Origin of the sequence: Brevundimonas sp. UBA4553, from assembly GCF_002387245.1 — a bacterium.
Lineage (GTDB): Bacteria > Pseudomonadota > Alphaproteobacteria > Caulobacterales > Caulobacteraceae > Brevundimonas.
On the sequence record NZ_DGLD01000014.1, the window covers coordinates 141,916 to 161,534 of the forward strand.

Below are 19,619 nucleotides of genomic sequence, written 5' to 3' on the forward strand. Positions count from 1 at the left end.
GTGTTATGTCTAGACATTAATGCGCGCAAGGGGCAGTTTCGCGTCATGGATCACGAGCCGCTTCATCGCCGCATCGCGGGCGACATCGAGCGCCGCATCGCCTCGGGCGAATGGCGGCCGGGTTTCCGTATCCCGACCGAAGCCGAACTGATGGCCGAATACGGCTGCGCCCGCATGACGGTGTCCCGCGCCATGACGGACCTGTCGGCGCGGGCTCTGGTGGTGCGCCGACGCCGCGCCGGGACGGTGGTGGCCCATCCGCCGGTGCATTCGTCGGCCCTCGTCGCCATCCCCGACATCCAGTCCGAGGTCGAGGGCAGGGGGCTGGCCTACGCCCACCGCCTGCTAGGGCGCATCGTCCGCCCGGCGCGCCCTGATGAAGGGCTGGGCGAGCGGGTGATCGAGCTGGAAACCCTGCATCTGGCCGACGACTTGCCCTTCGTCTTCGAGCGCCGCCTGATCTCCCTGAACGCTGCGCCTGAGGCCGAAGTCGCCGACTTCAACGCCCAGCCGCCGGGCGGCTGGCTGCTGGCCCACATGCCCTGGACCGAGGCCGAGCATCGCATCTCCGCCGTCGGCGCCGACCCCGAGACGGCGACCCATCTGGGTCTGGCCGACGGCGCGGCTTGCCTCAGGCTGGAGCGTCGCACCTGGCGCGACGGTCAGGGCGTGACCTGGGCGTGGCAGACCTTCCCCGGCGCGGCCTATGATCTGGTCGCACGCTTTTCCCCCACCAAAGGATGATCCCGATGAGCCAACCGTCTGAAGCCCTGGGATGGCGCTCTGTCGGCGATCTGGTGGGGAATCATCCTGACGCCCCGGTCGCCCTGATCGGCGCGCCGTTGAACGAGCGGTCGCTGACGCCGGGCCGTTGCGACCTCGGTCCGAAAGCCCTGCGGTCCGTTCTGCCGCGCCTGTCCACCTATGACGTCGAGACCGGGCTTGAGTTGGATGTGTTGGTGCATGACGCTGGGGACGTGGCCTTGAAGGCAGTCTCGCCGTTCGACGCCTTCGAGCCTGTGCGCGAAGCGGTGGCGGCCCAGGCCCACCGCGCCTTGACCATCCTTGTCGGCGGCAACAACGCCATCACCCGGCCGGGCGTGCATGCCTTGGGCTTGGACCGCGTCGGCGTCCTGACGCTGGACGCCCATTTCGACCTGCGCGACACGGATCAGGGCCTGACCAACGGCAACCCGATCCAGGCCCTGCTGGATGACGGCATGGACGGCCGCCGGATCAGTCAGGTGGGCCTCGCCCCCTTCGCCAACACCCGCCGCGCCCACGAAAAGGCCGAGGCGGCCGGCATCAGCGTCCGCACCGCTCGCGAGTGCCGCCAGCGCGGTCTGGCCACCGTGGTGGTCGAGGAACTGGAGCGCCTGTCGTCCCTGTGCGAGGTCATCTACGTCGACTTCGACATCGACGTCATCGACCGCAGCCAGTGGCCCGCCAGCCCCGGCGCCCGCCCCGGCGGGGTCTCGGTCCACGACTTCTTCGACGCCGCCCGCGCCATCGGCGCCTGTCCCAAGGTCCGCGCCGTCGACCTGACCGAATACGACCCCTCGCTGGAAGTCGGCGATCTCGGCTCCCTGACCGCCGGGCGCTGGTTCTGCGAACTGCTTGCTGGGGTACAGGGAAGATGAGGGTGTTGCTGGCGGCTGCGGTAGCTGGGCTTGCTGTCTCGGCTTCCCCCGCAGGAGCCTGTGAGGCGGTCAACCGCACGCGTGAGCAGACCCTTGAGCTCCAACGCCAACTGGCGGCTACCGCTGATAGCATCTACCTCGCGCGGGCCGTGCCCGTCTCCGGCGGCTACATGAGCACCTACCATCGTGTCGCCGTGATCGATGGTGCGGCGCCGCCCCGCAGGCTGAAAGATTGGCCCAAAGACTGTGGACGTGCCGACGAGGGGCTGACGGTCGTCTTCGCGCAGCGGGTTCGCCCCACATACAAGCTGTTCGATGGCTGGTTCTGGGGTGGCTGGGCTCTCTCTGCATTTTATCCGTCCGAGATCGCTGATCCCGAGATGGCCGCAGCCTTGCGTGAGGCTCAAGAACGACTCAGGAGCAACTGATGATCCTCGCTGACCGCCTCATCACCGACTGCCACGTCGCCGCCATGACCGAGGGCGGCGAGCCCTATGGCGCGATCGAGGACGCCGCCATCCTGATCCAGGACGGGCGTATCGTCTGGGTCGGGCCGCGCGCCGACCTGCCTGTGCACAAGGCTGTGGAAACCGACAGCCTGGGCGGGCGCTGGGTCACGCCGGGCCTGATCGACTGCCACACCCATCTGGTCTTCGGCGGCGACCGCTCAGGCGAGTTCGAGCGGCGGCTGGAGGGCGCGACCTATGAAGAGATCGCCCGCGCCGGGGGCGGCATCGTCTCCTCGGTCAAGGCGACGCGCGAGGCCAGCGAGGATGACCTCTACGCCTCGGCCTGCAAGCGTCTGGAGGGGCTGAAGGCCACCGGGGTGACCACGGTCGAGATCAAGTCCGGCTATGGTCTGGATCACGACAGCGAGCTGAAGATGCTGCGCGTCGCCCGCCGCATCGGGCGCGACGCCGGGGTGCGCGTCCGCACCTCCTACCTGGGTCTGCACGCCGTCCCACCCGAGCATAAGGCCGACCGCGCCGCCTATGTGGACAAGGCTGTGGATCAAATCCTGCCCGCCGCCCATGCCGAGGGTCTGATCGACGCGGTGGACGCCTATTGCGAGCCTATCGCCTTTACTACGGACGAGGTCGCCCGCCTGTTCGACAAGGCCGAGGAACTGGGCCTGCCGGTCAAGCTGCACGCCGACCAGTTGTCGGACGGCGGCGGCGCGGCCTTGGCCGCCCGTTATCACGCTCTGTCCGCCGACCATATCGAGCACACGACCGAGCCGGGTGTTCAGGCCATGGCCGAGGCCGGTGTGGTGGCGGTCCTTCTGCCCGGCGCCTTCCTGATGCTACGCGAGACCAAGGCGCCGCCGGTGGCCCTGCTGCGCCAGCACGGGGTTCGCATGGCGGTGGCGACTGACTGCAACCCTGGCACCTCGCCCGTCGCCTCGATGACGGCGGCGCTGAACCTGGCCTGCGTCCAGTTCCGTCTGACGCCCGAGGAAGCCATCGCCGGCGCCACCCGCCACGCCGCCAGCGCCTTGGGCATGCAGGACGAGGTCGGAACCATCGAACCCGGCAAGGCCGCCGACCTCGCCGTCTGGGACATCACCCGCCCGGCCGAGCTCTGCTACTGGCTGGGCGCGCCCCTGCTGCATCGGCGCTATCTGGCGAGCTGCGCTTCGTAACTTTAGGTTGTGTTAACTGTTCTGTAGTTGCATTCTTCGTGCCTGTATCTGGGCGCGGAGCTGAATGATGGCGCATCCTCTTGAACGGTCATCGACGCGCGGCCTGACGCTCGCCCTGACCTTGCTGACCGCCGCCGCCTCGGCAGGACAGGTCTATCTGATCGCCAAGGGCGTCATCGCCCTGTTCTGAAGGCCGACTGACGCCGTCGACTTCCGGTGCTAGCCTCGCTCCGCGGAGGGGTGGCATGGCGCAATCGGCTACGGACATCGTCATTCTGGGCGGCGGGCATAACGGCCTAGTCTGCGCCTTCTATCTGGCGCGCGCCGGGTTGAAGGTGACGGTGCTGGAGCGGCGGGGCGTCGTCGGCGGGGCGGCGGTGACGGAGGAATTCCATCCGGGCTTTCGCAACTCGACCGCCAGCTACACCGTCAGCCTGCTGAACCCGCGCGTCATCGCCGACATGGATCTGGCCCGTCACGGCCTGCGGGTGGTCGAGCGACGTGCGGCCAATTTCCTGCCGTTCGATGACGGGCGCTACCTGCTGACCGGGGAAGGGCGAACCCAGGCCGAGGTCGCCAAGTTCTCGACCCGCGACGCCGAACGCCTGCCCGAGTATGAGGCGCGGCTGGAGACGATCGCCGCCATCCTGCGCGACCTGATCCTGACCACCCCGCCCAACGTGGTCGAGGGCGGCTGGCTGGCCGCCCTGCCGGAAATGCTGAAGACTGCGTCTATGGGGCGACGGGTCTCGGGACTGGGCCTGGCGGCGCAGCGTGACCTGCTGGACCTGTTCGCCAAGTCGGCTGGCGACTGGCTGGACGGCTGGTTCGAGAGCGATCCGATCAAGGCCCTGTTCGGCTTCGACAGCGTCGTCGGCAACTACGCCAGCCCCTATACCCCCGGCTCGGCCTATGTCCTGCTGCACCACGTGTTTGGCGAGGTGAACGGCAAGAAGGGCGCCTGGGGCCACGCCATCGGCGGCATGGGGGCGATCACCCAGGCCATGGCCGTCGCCTGCGCCGAGCAGGGCGTCGACATCCGTCTCGATGCGTCCGTCGCCGAGGTCCTGACGGAAAAGGGCAGGGCGGTCGGCGCCGTGACGGAGGCGGGCGACGTGATCCGCGCCCGCGCCGTGGTGTCCAACCTGCACCCGCGCCTGCTGTTCAACCGCCTGGTCGATCCGGCGGTGGTTCCGGCTGACTTCACAGAGCGGATGAGCCGCTACGCTTCAGGCTCGGGCACCTTCCGCATGAATCTGGCTCTGTCGGAACTGCCCCGGTTCACAGCTCTGCCGGGAGCGGGCGATCACCTGACGGCGGGGATCATCATCGCGCCGACCCTGGCGTATATGGACCGCGCCTACGCCGAGGCGCGGCTGAACGGCTGGTCGTCAAAGCCCATCGTCGAGATGCTGATTCCCTCGGCCCTGGATAACAGTCTGGCCCCGACGGGCCAGCACGTCGTCAGCCTGTTCTGCCAGCACGTCGCGCCCGATCTGGCGGACGAGCATCGCGACACGGTGGCCGATCTGATGATCGAGACGGTCGAGGCCCTTGCGCCGGGATTCAAGGCCTCGGTGGTGGGCCGGTTGGCCCTGGGGCCGCGCGATCTCGAGCGGCGCTTCGGCCTGATCGGCGGCGACATCTTCCATGGCCGGCTGACGCTGGATCAACTGTTCAGCGCACGGCCCGTGCTGGGCCACGCCGATCACCGGATGCCTGTGCCGGGCCTATACCTGTGCGGTTCCGGCGCCCATCCCGGCGGCGGGGTGACGGGCGCGCCGGGCCATAACGCGGCGCGCTCCATCCTTCGAGACGTCAGGCCGCGCTGATGTTCATCGCCTTCATCAGGGCGTCGCGGATGGCCCCCTCGGTAAAGGGCTTCTGGATCGTCGGATGGCCGCGCCAGTGCTCGGGCAGGCCCGCCTCCCCATAGCCGGTCGAAAAGACGAAGGGCACGCCCCGCGCCTTCAGGGCGTCGGCCACTGGAAAGACTTCGCGACCCGCCACGTTCACATCCAGCAGGGCGGCGTCCAGCACGGCCTCGGTCGTAGCGGACTTCAAGCCGTCGTCGATGTTGGAATCCGGCCCGATCACATCGCAGCCCATATCGTCCAGGATGGTTTCCAACAGCATGGCGACCAGAGACTCGTCTTCGATGATCAGAACCCGGCGGCCCTGCAAAGCTTTGGTCATGCGGCTTCCTTGTTGAGCGGAATGTTGATGTCGACGATCAGACCGTCGTCGCGGTAATGCATCTGGACGACGCCCGCCAGATCATGTCGGACATTGCGTTCGACCAAACGACTGCCGAAGCCCCGGCGTTCCGGTTGTGCCACCTTGGGCCCGCCGGTCTCGCGCCATAGGATGGCGAGGCGAGGATCGTTGAGGTCTGCGATCGACCAGTCGACCATGACGCGGCCTTCACCCGTCGACAGCGCCCCGTACTTGGCGGCGTTGGTCGCCAGTTCGTGGAAGATCATGCCCAGCGAAACGGCCATGGCAGGCTCCAGCGCCACGTTCGGCCCGTTCAGCGTCAGGCGGTGCAGGCCGTGGGCCGTCGTCTCGTGTTCCAGCACCTCGCGCAGGTCGGCGCCTTCCCAGTGGCTGCGGGTCAGAAGGTCATGGGTGTGGGACAGGGACAGGATGCGCGACTGGAACGTCTCCGCGAACGTCCTCGGATCCTCGTGCGAGCGCGCGGTCTGCATGGCGATCGATTGGACGGTCGCCAGGGTGTTCTTCACCCGGTGGTTCAACTCGTCGATCATCAGTTTCTGGCGTTCGGCGGCGATGACGGTCTCGGTGACGTCGTGCCCCTGAACGAAGACGCCGATGATTTTGCCGGCCTCGTCGCGGATCGGTTGATAGGTGAAGTCGAGATAGCGGGTCGAGGGCGGACCCTTGCGGGCCTGCTGCAGTTGCACGGGGCTTTGACGGCCGCGGAAAGCCTCCCCCGTGGCCAGCACCTCGTCCAGACAGTCGTCATAGCCTTGGCCAGCCAGCTCGGGCAGAGCCTCGCGAATGGGCTTGCCGATGACCTGACGCTGGCCGATCAGTTGGCCATAGGCGTCGTTGTGCATCTGGACGATATGGTCCGGCCCATTCAAGACGGCCACGAAGCCCGGCGCCTGCATGAACATGTCCAGCAGTTGTCGCCGTTCGATCTCCAGTCGGCGATTGTCGGCCTGGACGCTCATGGCGCGCCTGAACATGCCGCCGCCGATCAGGCTGTCGAGCGCCGAGGGCGGTTCATCAGGCCGGAGCCGGCCGATCTGCCGGCGCAGCTTTTCCAATTCCGTGATGTCGGTGGTGTGTTGCAGGATGTGCGTGACGCGCCCGCCGCCATCCTTGATCGGGGTATGTGTGCAACTCCAATAACGATCATCATAGGCGGTCGCGCCGTCGTCCTGAGGCACGGGGATCGGATAGTGAAGCACGGCGAGGTGATCGGGCTGCCCGGTCGCCATCACCTTGTTGAACGATGCTGACAACTGGCGGGCGTTTTCGCTGGATTGCTCTCCTTGACCCCCGTCGAACATTTCCATCACAGGCTGGCCCAGAAGGTCCTCGCGACGCCGTTGGGTGACGTCGAGGTAGGCCTGGTTCATGCCGGCGTAGCGGAACTGATCATCCAGAAGCATGTAGGGGTTGGGCGACGCGTCGAAGGCTGCGACCAGATCGATTGTCTTCGCAAGTGTTCGCAACCTAGCCCCCGTGTCCGTTCAGCCTAACGCGAGCCAGGGCGAAAGGGTGCGTCATCGCCGCTAAAAGACAGGAATGTCATTGGACGGGCGCGGAGGGAAGGGGGCAGGTGCAGCGTCTAGGCGCTGGCGCGCAGGGTGTCCGCCAGGGCCCAGTACATGGGCTTGGGGCTGTAGGCGTCGTCATAGGGCAGGCCGCGGTTGACGCCTCTGTCGGCGCGCACGCGCGCGTCGACCTGTTCGGTCAGCCATGAAAACTTGTCGGTCAGCCCCCAGGTCACCACGCCTCGCACCTCCGGGAAGGCCAGCATGACGTCCAGGTAGCGTCTCGTCTCATCGGCAACCTTCTGATCGCGCGCCGGAGTGGAGGCGCTGGCTTCGGTTTCCTTGACGTCCAGTTCGGTCACGGTGATGTCGAGGCCCAGATCGATCAGGGCCTTGGTCATTTCCTGCAGTCCGACCCGGTCGATCGGTCCCTTGGACAGGTCGAGGTGGGCCTGGACTCCGACGCCGTCCAGCGGCACGCGCGCCGCCCGTAAACGTCGCGCCAGGGCCACGAAGGCCTGGCGCCGCGCCTTGTCCACGGGGTTGCCGTACTCAAAGCCGTAGTCGTTGATGACCAGATGGGCGTGCGGCGCGTGCGTGCGCGCCTCTTCCATCGCGCGCTCGATATAGGTCGGGCCAAAGGCTCTGAAGAAGGTGTTGCGACGCAGGGCGTGGGCGCCCGACACAGTGTCGATTGGTTCGTTGATCACGTCCCATTCGTCGATGCGCGACGCATAGCGTCCCAGAACGCGCGAAAAATGCTCCGACATCAGCCGCCAGTCGCGGCGATCCAGCATTTCATGCTTGGCCCAGTCAGGGGTGCTCTGGTCCCAGAGCAGGGTGTGGCCGCGCACTCGCAGTCCGTTCTCGTCGGCAAAGGCCAGAAGATCGTCGACGGGCGTGAAGTGGAACTGGCCTTTGCGCCATTCCAGCGAATTCCATTTCAGATGGATTTCGGGCGTCAGCACTTCGCAATCGCGGAGGACGGCGGCGCGAAGCGCCTTGTCCTGACGCAGGTGATCAGCGCGAGCGGCTGCACCGTAGTAGCGGCCGCCGCTGCGGGCTGCATGAGACAGGGAGGGCGTCGGGGTCGCCGATACGTGGACGGGAGACGCGCCTTCGCCTTCAGCCCAGGCCCCGTTCGGCGCAACGGTCAGCACGGGCGCCAAGGCCAGACCAGTCATTACAGAACGTCGTGACGGAAGCGTCAGCATAACACGCCTAGCCTTCTCAGGGAGGGAGAAGAATGAGCGGATTACTTAAGATACCCGGAGATAACGGCGGGTTAACAATTGCCGCGTGCGTCTCTGGCGCGACTATAAAGCGCTCACTTCAGCAAGTGAGACCGATTGGCATTATAGAATGGTCTGCTGGGAATGTCTCGCGCGGAAACGAACTGTTCTCGCGACTAGAAGCTCCGATAGAAGCCTACCCGCACATAGCCGTCCGAGCTGCGGTCATCGCCGTCGCTGAGCCCGGCTGAAATCTGGAATTCCGCCTGTTCGCCCATCTTGAAGCCGACGACGGGACCAATGTGGTAGGCGCTGTAGTTGGAATCGCCGTCTGCCGCGACCTCCAACCCGGCGCGAATTCGGCCGGAGCTTCCGACGGTATGCGTCAGGCTGACAAGCGCATCGTAGTCGTCAAGCCGGAAGCCGTAGGACCCGTACCAGTCCACCCGCCATGGGCCGGCGACATGGCCGCCGTCGAGGCTGACTATCATTTCGCCCTGTCCGCCCTCGCGACGGTTTCCTGGGTCCGCCGGGCTGAGATCCGTGTCGACATAGCGATAGCCCGCGCCGACGCTGCCCCAGGTGGCGCCTGAGCCGTATCGATAGACCAGTTCCGCTTGCCCCCCGGTGAAGTCGGCGTCGATCGTGGTGGACCCGCTCTCGTACTCGTAACCGCCGGTATAGATCGAGCCGCGGACGGCCCAACCCTTGCCGTCGATCGACCCCGGCAGTCCGACTGCGGCGCCGGCGTAGGCGGAATCCGCGACATCCAGCTTGCCGCCCGCGAAGACGGTCACGTCGCTCTGCGCCGCCGCCGTTTCGCTCCAGCTCACCGCGCCCAGGACGGCAGCGGCGGCGATGAAGGGTGTTTTCGATGCGAAGCGACGCGGTTGGTGGGTCATGACTTTCCCTGACGACAATATCGATGCGTCGCGCAGCGGTCGACGCTTAGGAATGCACTTCAGTTACGCTGCAACATTCTGGTTAATACTTTCAGACGACCAATCTTCCTCGTGACAGCTCTGCCAGACACTCGGCGCTGCGATCCACCGGCGGCTTGGCTCGTCCGACCCAGGCGATCAGTTCTTCCATGCCGGTCATCATGTCGCGTTGCGGCTTGAAGCCGTAGGCCCGCTCGATCTTGGAGATGTCGCCAAAGCAGTGGCGGATGTCGCCGACGCGAAAGCGGTTCAGAACCTCAGGCGCGATGTTCTTGCCCAGCAACCGCGCCAGCACCCCGGCGATTTCGTTGACCGAGATCGGAGCGCCGCTGCCGACGTTGAACACGTCCCAGGTCGCCTGATCGCTGTCGAGCACGGTGGCGAAGGCTTGCGCCACATCCTGGACGTGAACGAAGTCCCGCATCTGCCGGCCGTCCTCGAACACCAGGGGAGGCTGGTCGTTCAGCAGGCGGGCGATGAAGATCGCCGCCACCCCGGTGTAGGGATTGCTCAGAGCCTGTCGGGACCCGTAGGCGTTGAACAGTCGCAAGGCCACGGTCGGAATCTGCAGGGCCCGGCCGACCGAAAGGAACATCTCCTCGTGGTCGCGCTTGTTCACGGCGTAGATGGAGTTGGGCTGCAGCAGCTTGTCCTCCGCGGTGGGGACGGGCTCCAGTTCCTCGCCGTCGATCATCACCTCCCATTGCCGCGCTTCCAGTTGGGCGTGGGAGCGTATGTCGGCCGTCACATGGGCGTGGGTGGACGGACGGATATAGTCGCCTTCGCCGTAGATCGACATGGACGAAGCCACGGCGATCCGTTCGATCGTGTGCGGCTTCTGCGACAGCGTCTCCAGCATGACGGCGGCCGTCATGACGTTGTTGCGCGTGTAGTCGACGATATTGGTCATGCTCTGCCCGACGCCGACCGAGGCCGCCAGATGGGCCAGGTGGGTCACGCCGTCCAGCGCCGCTTCGAACACGCCCTCGTCCAGCAGGTCGCCCCGGATGCGACGGGCGCGGGGGTCGAGATAGGTCGGCCAGCCGTCCGCCGCCATTTCCCCGTCCCCGTGGACCTGCGGCGACAGGCTGTCGAGCACGCTGACGCGATAGCCCCGCGCCAGCATGGCGTCCGTCAGGTGCGAGCCGATGAAGCCGGCTCCGCCGGTGATCAGGATGTGCTTGTCCATGATCCTGTCCGCCTAGTGGTGATGGTGAGGAAGCACGCCGAACTGGTCCAGCTTGGACCGCACGAGCGCATTGTTGGCGTCGATCTTCTCGGTGCGCTGCCAGACCTGGCCGCTATCCTTCAGGTACATGACGAAGCCCAGGGTCAGCGGAATGATCCAGACGCACCACCAGATCATCACGAACACCGGATTGACCATAAGCATGTAGACGATGCGGTCGGTGGTGCGCTCCAGCACCAGACCTGTGCGTGTCCACGTCCGCATGTAGAGGCCGATGACCAGCAGGGTGAAGGCGATGATGTTGAACACCGACAGCACGACCAGCCACAGGGGCAGGAAACTGTCCCCGGCGGCGAACCGCCACGCGGCCCACACGCCCAGCGGGAAGCCCAGGGTGTTCACCCACAGCGACATGCAGGGCAGGAAGTTGGCCCAGGCGCGCATCCGTTCGCCAAACGAGAAATCCATCTCCTTCAGCGGCGCGCCCAGGCTCTGGAAGAAGCCGGCGACCCAGCGTTTCCTCTGCGTTATGCCTTCGCTGAAGGTTTCGGGAACCTCTTCGATCAGTGAACTCTCGATGATGCCCAGGGTCTTGCCGTTCTTCCAGAAGCGCTCGCCGACCTCGGGGTCCTCGATCGTGATCCAGGGATGGAAACCGCCCAGGGCGATCAGGTCGTCGACCTTGAAGAACAAGCCCTTGCCCAGCACCCAGAAGGGTTGTTTGGGATCCGACAGATGCCCGTATTTGGCCCCGTCCCAGGTCATGTGGTCAAAGGCGTGGAAGGCGGCGGCCAGGCTGGCGTTCAGGTTGCCGGCGACATTGCGCGCCTGCAGCACGTCATACTTCTGCAAACCAATGGCGGCCGCCTTGAAGTGGTCGGCGGGCGGGCAGCTGTCGGCGTCGATGTAGTCGATCGTCAGGTTGGTCTTGTCGCGATGGATCTCGGCGACCTGATAGAGGGCGTAGATCAACTGCCGCGTCTTCTTGGGGGGCAGGTCCTTGACCCCGGCGCGCTTGCCGCGGTGCCACCAATAGGCCTTGGGGTTGGCGTCCCAGGCGTTCCAGACGGCGTCCCAGCGCGGATCGGTGGTCGGCGGGACTTCCATGATCTCGACAAATGGGAAGGCCGTTCTCAACCTTTCCAGGCTCGCGACCGTCTCGTGGTCATTGGCGTTGGGGATGGCGACGACGCGATAGCGGCTGGTCGGATAATCGAGCTTGGCGAGCGCCGTGAAGGTCGTCTCCATCGTGCGCTCCAGTTCTCGCAGGACTGGATAGAGCAGGACGATGAAGGGCGTTTCCGCCTCGGTAGCGGGCAGCGGATCATCCATGTCCACGGTGTTGACGCACAGCGAGCGGAAATAGAGCTCCAGCAGGAAGCAGCCGAAGTACAGCAGTTGGGAAATGGCGAACAGCCACACCAATACCGTTGTGAATTCAGAGGTATTCATCGAAATGCCCGCCCAGGATTTTCGTGCTTGATTGCTGTATCGGTTCGTCGCGTCAGGTGATCCGTTGGAATTTCGCTGTGCTAGGAAGCCATTGCGCTGGTCGAAGTTCGTCCGCTGCTGCGCATCTCTTCCATGAAATAGGCGATGGTCTGGGACAGGCCCTCCTGCAGCGGCACCTGCGGGGACCAGTTCAGACGCGCCAGCGCATTGGAGATGTCGGGCTTGCGACGGCGCGGATCGTCGACCGGAAGCGGGTGGTGGACGATCCTTGATCTCGATCCGGCCATGGCGAGGATTTGCGCCGCCAACTGGTTGACGGTGGTTTCGTTCGGGTTGCCGATATTGATCGGGCCGTCGATGCCGGAGTCGGCGTTCATCAGGCGCACGAAGCCTTCCACCAGATCATCGACGAAACAGAACGAGCGTGTCTGTTCGCCGCTGCCGTAGATGGTGATGTCCTCGCCCAGCAGGGCCTGGACGATGAAGTTGGACACCACGCGTCCGTCGTCGGGATGCATGCGTGGCCCATAGGTGTTGAAGATGCGGACGATCCGCGTGGTCAGCCCGTGCTGGGCGCCGAAGTCCGTTACCAGGGTTTCGGCGAACCGCTTGCCTTCATCATAGCAGGATCGAGGACCGACAGTGTTGACGTTACCCCTGTAACTCTCGGTTTGAGGGTGAACTTCGGGATCGCCATAGATTTCGGATGTTGAGGCCTGGAAGAATCTGGCCCGGTCTTCTGCCGCTCTCTTCAACAGATTGAGCGTGCCTATGGAGCAGGTCAGGGCTGTCTTCACCCGATCATACTGGTAGTGGACCGGAGATGCCGGGCACGCCAGATTGTATATTTGATCGACCTTGGGAATATCCTGAGGGAAGGCATCGTTTATGTCGTGATGAACGAGCGTGAACCGATCTGACGAAATCAGGTGGTCGACATTCTGAGGTCGTCCGGTGTGGAAGTTGTCGATACAGAATACCGAGTGCCCGCCTTCGATCAATTTGGTGCACAGGTGAGATCCTAGAAAACCAGCGCCGCCTGCAACGACAATTACAGCTGCCTCAGGCTCGGCATAGTTTTCGTGACGATTGTAGAAATGACGATTTTCAACCATCTCTTACGACCTCAGGTGATCAGCTATTTCTAATCGACTTCTTTACGGGTGACGACTTCATTCATCTTGGACGCGAATCTTGGAAAGCGTAAATGCAGCGCTAAGAACCTGTTAACCAAGATGGCGAAAATGAGTTCCGCCTGATTTTGGTGCAAATGCGACAAAGCTATGCCGCGCGTGGCGCGGGTCGATGACGCGCACGATCTTGCAGGGCTCAAAGCGAGCCTGAAATCTCAGGACAGGGGGTTGCGGGGCGGCCGCGCGCCTCGGCTCAAACGGTGGGCGTGATCTCGGTCAGCAAGGCCAGAAGAGCGAAGCTCGCCAGCCAGTGCTCCCCCATATAGTCGCCCGTGACGTGAGGCAGGGCGACGTCGAGATGCGCCGTCGCCGCCGCCTCGCCGACCCTGCGGCGGACGTCCTCGCCCGGCAGCCCAGCGATGATTTCACGCCAGCACCAGCCGCGGCTCAGGTTCAGTCCGTCCAGGTGGGCGATCTTGCCGTCGGTGCGGTCGCTGACCCGGGCCGGCGCCAGCAGCGTCGCCGGCTGTCCGTCGCCCAGGTGGGGCAGGAAGGTGTCGAACCAGGTCCGGAACTCGCCGGCGGCAAGGACGCGCCGCATCAGCACGGCCTCCATCAGGGCCGGCGACAGGAACTCGTCCTGCGACGGCTCCCAGGCCTGGCAGTCGCGGTCTGCGGCGTGCCAGCGGACGGCGGCGGCGCGACAGGCGGCGGCCAGATCGACATCGTGGGTCTCGGCGTAGTCCAGCGTCAGGCGCAGGGCGAAGGCGGTGTTGTAATGGGTTCCGACCCGCACCGGGTAATCCGCCAGCGGCAGGAAGGCCTTGAATCGCTCGGCGAAAACCCGGGCCAGCGGCCGCAAGGTCTCGGCCCAGCGACGGCCCTCGTCGGTGTCGTGCCGTTCCAGTTCTGCGGCCAGCATCAGCAACCAGGCCCAGCCGTAGGGCCGCTCGAACCCTCGGCTTTCGGGACGCGCCAGATAGGCGGCCTCGCCCGCCACGGTCTCCGTCGTGAACAGGTCGTCGGCCAGGGCGCGGATGGCCGACGCCTCGGCCATGTCGGGATGCAGACGATAGAGGGTGAACAGGGTCCACCAGCCGTGGACGCAGGAATGCCAGTCGAAGCTGCCGAAGAAGATCGGATGCATGTCGCGCGGCGTGCGCGCATCCTGCGGACCCGTCAGCACATGCATGATGTGGTTGGGGTATTCGCGCGTCACATGGCCCAGGGCCGTGGAGGCGAAGCGTGAAGCGAGTGCGGCGTCGATCTGGGGCATGTCAGAACCGGAAGGCGAGGAAATACATAAGCAGCATATTGGCGACCAGCATGATCGCCGCTGTAGGGATCTGGGCCCGGATCACCCCGTTCAGCGGTGCATTGCGGTCTGGCAACTCCAGCAGGTTGGCTGGCACCACGTTGAAGTTGGCGGCCATGGGGGTCATCAACGTCCCGCAGAACCCAGCCAGCATGCCGATGGCGCAGACGATGGCCGGGTCGCCGCCGAACTGATGCACGACGATGGGCAGACCGATGGCGGCGGTCATCACCGGGAAGGCGGCGAAGGCGTTGCCCATGATGATGGTGAACAGGGCCATGCCGGCGCAATAGGCGAAGACGGCCAGGAAGGCCGAGGTCATGGGGATGACCCGCGCGATCAGATCGCCCACCACCTGACCCACGTCGGCGGCCAGGAAGACCGCGCCCAGCGAAGCCAGCATCTGCGGCAGCAGGGCGGCCCAGCCGATGGAGTCCATCAGGCGTCGTCCCTCCTGAACCGGCGCCATGACCGGGGGGCGGAACCAGACCATGGCGGCGACCAGGGCGATGACGCACCCCAGCCCCAGCGAGATCAGCGTAGTCTGCACCGGCGAGATCAGCCAGGCCCCGGCGGGCGTATGCTTGGCCAGCAGCGTGCCCCCGACGGCCACCAGAGGCACCATCAGGGCCGGCACGAACAGGGCGTTCCCCCAGCGCGTGGCGCTGGCCTGACGCTGCTCGGCTGAGGTGGTGACGGGCCTGCCGACGCCCAGCTTGCCGCTGGCGCCGATGACGACCAGAGCGATCACCAGCATCCCGTTGCCGAACCCGCCCAGCCAACTGCCGAACAGCATCGAAAGGGCGATCAGGCCCCAGAACAGGGCGCTGCGGAACCGCGTCGGATTCAACGGATCGCGCAAGCTGAGGATGGAAAAGGCCGCAAACATCAGGCCGGTGGCGATATAGGCGTGCTCCAGCGTGATCATCGACCGGCCTCCGCGTCTGCGGATACGTCGGGGACGGCCATGTCCTTTTTCACCTGCCGGTCGAACATCAACAGGCGGACCCCGTGAACAATAAAGGCGACGATGGCGGTGGGGATGGCCCACAGCGAGACGTGCAGGGCCTCGACCCGGACTCCGGCCTGTTCCAGAAAGCCGACGATCAGGACGATGGAGCCGATGGCGATGAAGATATCCTCGCCGAAGAACAGGCCGATGTTGTCCGTGCCGGCCGCCATGCCGCGGATACGGAACCGCGCCTTGTCGGTCAGGGGGCCGTGCTCGCTTTCGGCCGCGCCCTCGGCCATCGGCGCGATCAGGGGGCGCACCATCTGCGGGTGGCCGCCCAGCGAGGTCAGGCCCAGCGCCGACGTCGCCTGCCGCACCAGCAGGTAGATCAGCATCAGCCGCCCGGCCGTCGCCGCCTTGAATCGGGTCACCAGTTCACGGGCGCGTTCCTGAAGTCCCGCGCGCTCCAGCAGACCGATGACCGGCAGCACCAGCCAGGTGATATGGAAGTAGCGGTTGTCGTTGAAGGCCTGACCAAAGCGCGCGATCGTGTCTATCCCGGCCGTCAGCAAACCCTCCGCGTCAACGCCCGGTCCGACCGCCGCCAGCACCCCGGTCGCAATCGCCGCGATCAGGATGACGACCAGCGGATTGATCCGGGCGACAAAGCCCGCGACCACGATCAGAATTCCCAGAAGCACCAGCATTGATCACGTCCTCCCCAGACGGATGGTTGCGCGGAACGGTCGTTTCAGGAAGGCGCTTTCGCGCCGAAGCCGCCGCCGCCGGGCGTTTCGATGACGAAGACGTCGCCCGGAGCCATCGCGACCTCGGCGGTGGCGCCCAGCGGCTCGACACGACCGTCGGCCCGCTCGACCTCGTTGACCCCGACCGCGCCGGCGGCGCCGCCGGCCACGCCGAAGGGAGCGACGCGTCGGTGATTGGACAGGATGGCGGCGGTCATGGGCTCGAGGAAGCGAACGCGCCGCACCGTCCCGTCGCCGCCACGCCAGCGCCCGTCGCCGCCCGACCCCCGTCGGATCGCGAATTCCTCCAGCAGGACGGGGAAACGCGTCTCCAGAACCTCGGGGTCGGTCAGACGGCTGTTGGTCATGTGGGTCTGGACCGCGCTGGTCCCGTCAAACCCCGGCCCCGCGCCCGAACCTCCGGCTATGGTCTCGTAATACTGGCGCGTGGCGTCGCCGAAGGTGAAGTTGTTCATGGTCCCCTGGCTGGCCGCCAGGACTCCGAGCGCGCCGTAAAGGGTGTCGACCACCGCCTGGCTGGTCTCGACATTCCCCGCCACGACCGCCGCCGGATAGCGTGGGTTCAACATCGACCCCTCGGGCACGATCAACTCGATCGGCTTCAGGCAGCCCTCGTTCAGCGGAATGGCGTCATCCACCAGGGTGCGGAAGACATAGAGGGTCGCGGCCCTCGTAATCGAAAGCGGAGCATTGAAGTTGGTCGGTCGCTGCTCGCTGGTGCCGGTGAAATCGACCACGGCGCTGCGAGCTTCGGTGTCCACGTCTATGCGGACGCGGATGGCGGCGCCGTCGTCCATCTCATAAGTGAAGTCGCCGGGTTTCAGGGCAGCGATGGCCCGACGCACGGCCTCTTCGGCATTGTCCTGGATATGGCCCATATAGGCCGCGACGACCGGTCGGCTGAACTCCTGCGTCATGCGGGTCAGTTCATCCGCTCCCCGCGTGCACGAGGCGATCTGGGCCTTCAGGTCGGCAATGTTCTGATCGACGTTGCGCGACGGATAGCGGCCGGAAGCGAATAGGGCGCGGGTTTCGGCGTCGCGCAGTCTGCCGGCGTCCACCAGCAGGAAGTCGTCGATCAGCACGCCCTCGTCGTCGACCGTGCGCGAGGACGCAGGCATGGATCCCGGCGTGGTGCCGCCGACGTCCGCATGATGCCCCCGCGCCGCCACGAAGAAGGCGGGCGCATCGTCCTCGTCCAGAAACACCGGCATGATCACGGTGATGTCGGGCAGGTGGGTGCCGCCGTTATAGGGCGCGTTCAGCATATAGACGTCGCCCGGCTTCATGCCGCGCCCGCCGCGTCCGGCGCCGCGAGAGGCGATGACGGTGCGGATGCTCTCGCCCATCGAGCCCAGATGGACCGGGATGTGCGGCGCATTGGCGATCAAGGCGCCGCCCGCGTCGAAAACGGCGCAGGAGAAGTCCAGTCGTTCCTTGATATTCACCGAATAGGCGGTGGCGCGCAGGGCCTCGCCCATCTGTTCAGCGCAGGCCATGAAGCGGCTGTTGAACACCTCCAGCATGATCGGATCGACCTGGGTGCCGATCGCGGTGCGGGCGGGCAGGGGAACGACCCGTAGCAACAGCAGGTTGCCGGTCGTGTCGACCGTGGCGCGCCAGCCGGGCTCGACAACGGTGGTGCCGGTGTCTTCCAGCAGGATGACCGGGCCGTCGACGGCCGCGCCGGGCGTCAGGGCCTCGCGCCTGTAGACGGGCGTGGCGTGATCCTCGCCCGCCATGCGGACCGTCAGTTGCGCGATGGCGCTCAAGTCCCCTTCGCCAGCCGCGATCGACGTGGCCGGCGACTGCTCCGAGCGTCCGATCGCCTCGACCTCCAGTGTCTCGACCGTCAGGGCCTTGCCCTCGGCGAAGAATCCGAAGCGGCGGCGGTGCAGAGCCTCGAACGCCTCTGCCATGGCGCCGGCGGGACCGAAGGCCACCGTCAACGGGGTGTCCGATCCGGCGAACTTGATCTCGGCGCGTGGATACGTCGAGATCGCGTCAGGGGCGAAGCCCTGGGCCGCCAGGTCGGCGCGTGCGGCGCTGGCCAGTTCAGCGGCGCGCGCGGCCAGGCCTTCGTCCTGATCGGCGGCCAGCGGCGCGGCGACGGTGGTCTGGCGGATCGCCCGCACCTCGGACAGGCCCATGCCATAGGCTGACAGCACCCCTGCGAACGGGTGCAGCATCACCTGGGTCATGCCCAGGGCGTCGGCCACCAGACAGGCGTGCTGGCCGCCCGCGCCGCCGAAGCAGTTCAGCACATAGCGCGTCACGTCATAGCCGCGCTGGATCGAGATGGAGCGGATCGCCTCGGCCATGTTCTGCACGGCGATGGTGACGAAACCCTCGGCCAGTTCGCCGGGCGTGACCGCGCGGCCCATGGCGGCGGCGACTTCGGCCGCCATGGTCTCGAACCGGGTCCGCACCGCCTCCGCGTCCAGCGGCTGGTCGGCGTGGGCTCCGAAGACAGCGGGGAAGAAGTCGGGGCTCAGCTTGCCCAACATGACGTTGCAGTCGGTCACCGTCAGCGGTCCGCCGCGACGATAGGCGGCCGGCCCCGGCACGGCGCCGGCGGACTCTGGTCCCACCCGCAAGCGTCCGCCGTCAAAGCGACAGATGGAGCCGCCGCCCGCCGCGACCGTGTGGATGCTCAGCATGGGCGCCCGCAGCCGCACCCCGGCGACCACGGCGTCGGACGTCCGTTCATAGTCCCCGGCGAAATGGGACACGTCGGTCGAGGTGCCGCCCATGTCGAAGCCGATGACGCGCTCGAAGCCGGCGGCCTTGGCCGTCTCAGCCATGGCGACCACGCCGCCCGCCGGTCCTGACAGGATGGCGTCCTTGCCCCGGAAGGCGTCGGCGGCCGTCAGCCCGCCGGACGACTGCATGAACTGCAGCGGCGTCGCCTCGCCCAGGTCTGCGCCGACCTGGTCGACATAGGCGCGCAGGATGGGCGACAGATAGGCGTCCGCCACCGTGGTGTCGCCGCGCCCGATCAGCTTGATCAGGGCGCCGACCTCATGGCTCACGGAGATCTGCTCGAAGCCGACCTCGCGCGCGATCTCGGCCAGCCGCGTCTCATGGGCGGTGAAGCGCCAGCCGTGGACCAGGACGATGGCGATGGCGCGCAGGCCCGCAGCGTGGGCCGCCGTCAGATCGGCCCTCGCTCTGTCCTCGTCCAGCGGGCGATCCAGCGCGCCGTCGGCGGTCACGCGTTCGTCGATCTCGATCACGCGGTCATAGAGCTGATCATTCAGCACGATGTGTCGCACGAACAGTTCGGGCCGGGCCTGCCAGCCGATCCTCAGGGCATCGCCGAAGCCGGCGGTGATGGCCAGCAGCGTCGGCTCGCCCTTGCGCTCCAGCAGGGCGTTGGTCGCCACTGTGGTGCCCATCCGCACCTCGTCCACCAGTCCTGCGGCCAACGATCCCGGCGCGGCTTTCAGGATGCGGCGAATGCCCTCGACGGCGGCGTCGGCGTACTGCTCGGGATTGACCGACAGCAGCTTGCGGGTCTGCAGGGCGCCGTCCGGCGCGCGCGCGACGATGTCGGTGAAGGTGCCGCCGCGATCGATCCAGAAACGCCACGCTGTCATTCGGCTGCTCC

17 protein-coding genes are annotated in these 19,619 nt (G+C 66.1%); 6 read left to right on the forward strand and 11 right to left on the reverse strand.

Translation table 11 applies throughout. The features are described from left to right. Window positions 1-45 precede the first annotated feature (45 nt). The 6 genes from B4A39_RS10170 to B4A39_RS10195 all read left to right on the forward strand — a co-directional run bounded on the left by B4A39_RS10170 (window position 46) and on the right by B4A39_RS10195 (window position 5,114). Window positions 46-744: a UTRA domain-containing protein gene (locus B4A39_RS10170; RefSeq protein ID WP_292036187.1), complete on the forward strand. Its 699-nt coding sequence runs from the start codon at window positions 46-48 to the stop codon at window positions 742-744. A gap of 5 nt (window positions 745-749) precedes the next feature. Next, window positions 750-1,640 carry an agmatinase family protein gene (locus B4A39_RS10175; protein ID WP_292036190.1) on the forward strand — a complete coding sequence of 297 codons (891 nt, stop codon included), beginning with the start codon at window positions 750-752 and terminating at the stop codon, window positions 1,638-1,640. 170 nt (window positions 1,641-1,810) lie between these two features. After that, window positions 1,811-2,068: a hypothetical protein gene (locus B4A39_RS10180; protein WP_292036193.1), complete on the forward strand. Its 258-nt coding sequence runs from the start codon at window positions 1,811-1,813 to the stop codon at window positions 2,066-2,068. 2 nt (window positions 2,069-2,070) lie between these two features. After that, the gene (hutI, locus tag B4A39_RS10185; protein ID WP_409449569.1) at window positions 2,071-3,282 is read left to right on the forward strand and encodes an imidazolonepropionase; all 1,212 of its coding nucleotides are present in this window, start codon (window positions 2,071-2,073) and stop codon (window positions 3,280-3,282) included. Between the two features lie 67 nt (window positions 3,283-3,349). After that, window positions 3,350-3,472, forward strand: a complete 123-nt coding sequence (locus B4A39_RS10190; protein WP_292036198.1) for a hypothetical protein — start codon at window positions 3,350-3,352, stop codon at window positions 3,470-3,472. A 55-nt stretch (window positions 3,473-3,527) separates the two neighbouring features. Next, window positions 3,528-5,114 (forward strand): phytoene desaturase family protein, encoded by a 1,587-nt coding sequence (locus B4A39_RS10195; protein ID WP_292036200.1) that lies wholly within the window; start codon window positions 3,528-3,530, stop codon window positions 5,112-5,114. Here B4A39_RS10195 and B4A39_RS10200 read toward each other — a convergent pair. The 11 genes from B4A39_RS10200 to B4A39_RS10250 all read right to left on the reverse strand — a co-directional run bounded on the left by B4A39_RS10200 (window position 5,101) and on the right by B4A39_RS10250 (window position 19,608). Further along, window positions 5,101-5,478 carry a response regulator gene (locus B4A39_RS10200; protein ID WP_292036203.1) on the reverse strand — a complete coding sequence of 126 codons (378 nt, stop codon included), beginning with the start codon at window positions 5,476-5,478 and terminating at the stop codon, window positions 5,101-5,103. The genes B4A39_RS10195 and B4A39_RS10200 overlap by 14 nt on opposite strands. After that, window positions 5,475-6,986, reverse strand: coding sequence for a PAS domain-containing protein (locus B4A39_RS10205; RefSeq protein ID WP_292036205.1), 1,512 nt, complete (start codon window positions 6,984-6,986; stop codon window positions 5,475-5,477). Before B4A39_RS10205 ends, B4A39_RS10200 begins: the two co-directional genes overlap by 4 nt. Before the next feature lie 116 nt (window positions 6,987-7,102). Then, window positions 7,103-8,212: an endo-1,4-beta-xylanase gene (locus B4A39_RS10210; protein ID WP_292036208.1), complete on the reverse strand. Its 1,110-nt coding sequence runs from the start codon at window positions 8,210-8,212 to the stop codon at window positions 7,103-7,105. A gap of 224 nt (window positions 8,213-8,436) precedes the next feature. Continuing rightward, complete coding sequence (gene bcsS / locus B4A39_RS10215; protein ID WP_292036211.1) at window positions 8,437-9,162, reverse strand: cellulose biosynthesis protein BcsS; 726 nt, start codon at window positions 9,160-9,162, stop codon at window positions 8,437-8,439. A 91-nt stretch (window positions 9,163-9,253) separates the two neighbouring features. Further along, window positions 9,254-10,390, reverse strand: a complete 1,137-nt coding sequence (locus B4A39_RS10220) for an NAD-dependent epimerase/dehydratase family protein (protein ID WP_292036214.1) — start codon at window positions 10,388-10,390, stop codon at window positions 9,254-9,256. Window positions 10,391-10,402: 12 nt separating this feature from the next. Continuing rightward, entirely contained in the window at window positions 10,403-11,842 is a 1,440-nt protein-coding gene (locus B4A39_RS10225; protein WP_292036217.1) for a glycosyltransferase family 2 protein, read from the reverse strand. A gap of 80 nt (window positions 11,843-11,922) precedes the next feature. After that, the gene (locus B4A39_RS10230) at window positions 11,923-12,957 is read right to left on the reverse strand and encodes a UDP-glucuronic acid decarboxylase family protein (protein WP_292036218.1); all 1,035 of its coding nucleotides are present in this window, start codon (window positions 12,955-12,957) and stop codon (window positions 11,923-11,925) included. Between the two features lie 271 nt (window positions 12,958-13,228). Then, a complete protein-coding gene (locus tag B4A39_RS10235; RefSeq protein WP_292036221.1) occupies window positions 13,229-14,251 on the reverse strand; it encodes a DUF2891 domain-containing protein in 1,023 nt (340 codons plus the stop codon). Between the two features lies 1 nt (window position 14,252). Continuing rightward, entirely contained in the window at window positions 14,253-15,218 is a 966-nt protein-coding gene (locus B4A39_RS10240; RefSeq protein WP_292036224.1) for a DUF979 domain-containing protein, read from the reverse strand. Further along, the gene (locus tag B4A39_RS10245) at window positions 15,215-15,949 is read right to left on the reverse strand and encodes a DUF969 domain-containing protein (RefSeq protein ID WP_292036225.1); all 735 of its coding nucleotides are present in this window, start codon (window positions 15,947-15,949) and stop codon (window positions 15,215-15,217) included. The genes B4A39_RS10240 and B4A39_RS10245 overlap by 4 nt, the downstream gene beginning before the upstream one ends. A 44-nt stretch (window positions 15,950-15,993) precedes the next feature. After that, entirely contained in the window at window positions 15,994-19,608 is a 3,615-nt protein-coding gene (locus B4A39_RS10250; protein WP_292036227.1) for a hydantoinase B/oxoprolinase family protein, read from the reverse strand. Window positions 19,609-19,619: the final 11 nt, after the last annotated feature.

Coding starts and splice junctions, on each gene's coding strand:
- B4A39_RS10225 (WP_292036217.1), bottom strand. CDS start 11,842: ATGAATACCTCTGAATTCACAACGGTATTGGTGTGGCTGTTCGCCATT.
- B4A39_RS10175 (WP_292036190.1), top strand. CDS start 750: ATGAGCCAACCGTCTGAAGCCCTGGGATGGCGCTCTGTCGGCGATCTG.
- B4A39_RS10245 (WP_292036225.1), bottom strand. CDS start 15,949: ATGCTGGTGCTTCTGGGAATTCTGATCGTGGTCGCGGGCTTTGTCGCC.
- B4A39_RS10230 (WP_292036218.1), bottom strand. CDS start 12,957: ATGGTTGAAAATCGTCATTTCTACAATCGTCACGAAAACTATGCCGAG.
- B4A39_RS10180 (WP_292036193.1), top strand. CDS start 1,811: ATGAGCACCTACCATCGTGTCGCCGTGATCGATGGTGCGGCGCCGCCC.
- B4A39_RS10235 (WP_292036221.1), bottom strand. CDS start 14,251: ATGCCCCAGATCGACGCCGCACTCGCTTCACGCTTCGCCTCCACGGCC.
- B4A39_RS10200 (WP_292036203.1), bottom strand. CDS start 5,478: ATGACCAAAGCTTTGCAGGGCCGCCGGGTTCTGATCATCGAAGACGAG.
- B4A39_RS10195 (WP_292036200.1), top strand. CDS start 3,528: ATGGCGCAATCGGCTACGGACATCGTCATTCTGGGCGGCGGGCATAAC.
- B4A39_RS10170 (WP_292036187.1), top strand. CDS start 46: ATGGATCACGAGCCGCTTCATCGCCGCATCGCGGGCGACATCGAGCGC.
- B4A39_RS10190 (WP_292036198.1), top strand. CDS start 3,350: ATGGCGCATCCTCTTGAACGGTCATCGACGCGCGGCCTGACGCTCGCC.
- bcsS (WP_292036211.1), bottom strand. CDS start 9,162: ATGACCCACCAACCGCGTCGCTTCGCATCGAAAACACCCTTCATCGCC.
- B4A39_RS10210 (WP_292036208.1), bottom strand. CDS start 8,212: ATGACTGGTCTGGCCTTGGCGCCCGTGCTGACCGTTGCGCCGAACGGG.
- B4A39_RS10240 (WP_292036224.1), bottom strand. CDS start 15,218: ATGATCACGCTGGAGCACGCCTATATCGCCACCGGCCTGATGTTTGCG.
- B4A39_RS10250 (WP_292036227.1), bottom strand. CDS start 19,608: ATGACAGCGTGGCGTTTCTGGATCGATCGCGGCGGCACCTTCACCGAC.
- B4A39_RS10220 (WP_292036214.1), bottom strand. CDS start 10,390: ATGGACAAGCACATCCTGATCACCGGCGGAGCCGGCTTCATCGGCTCG.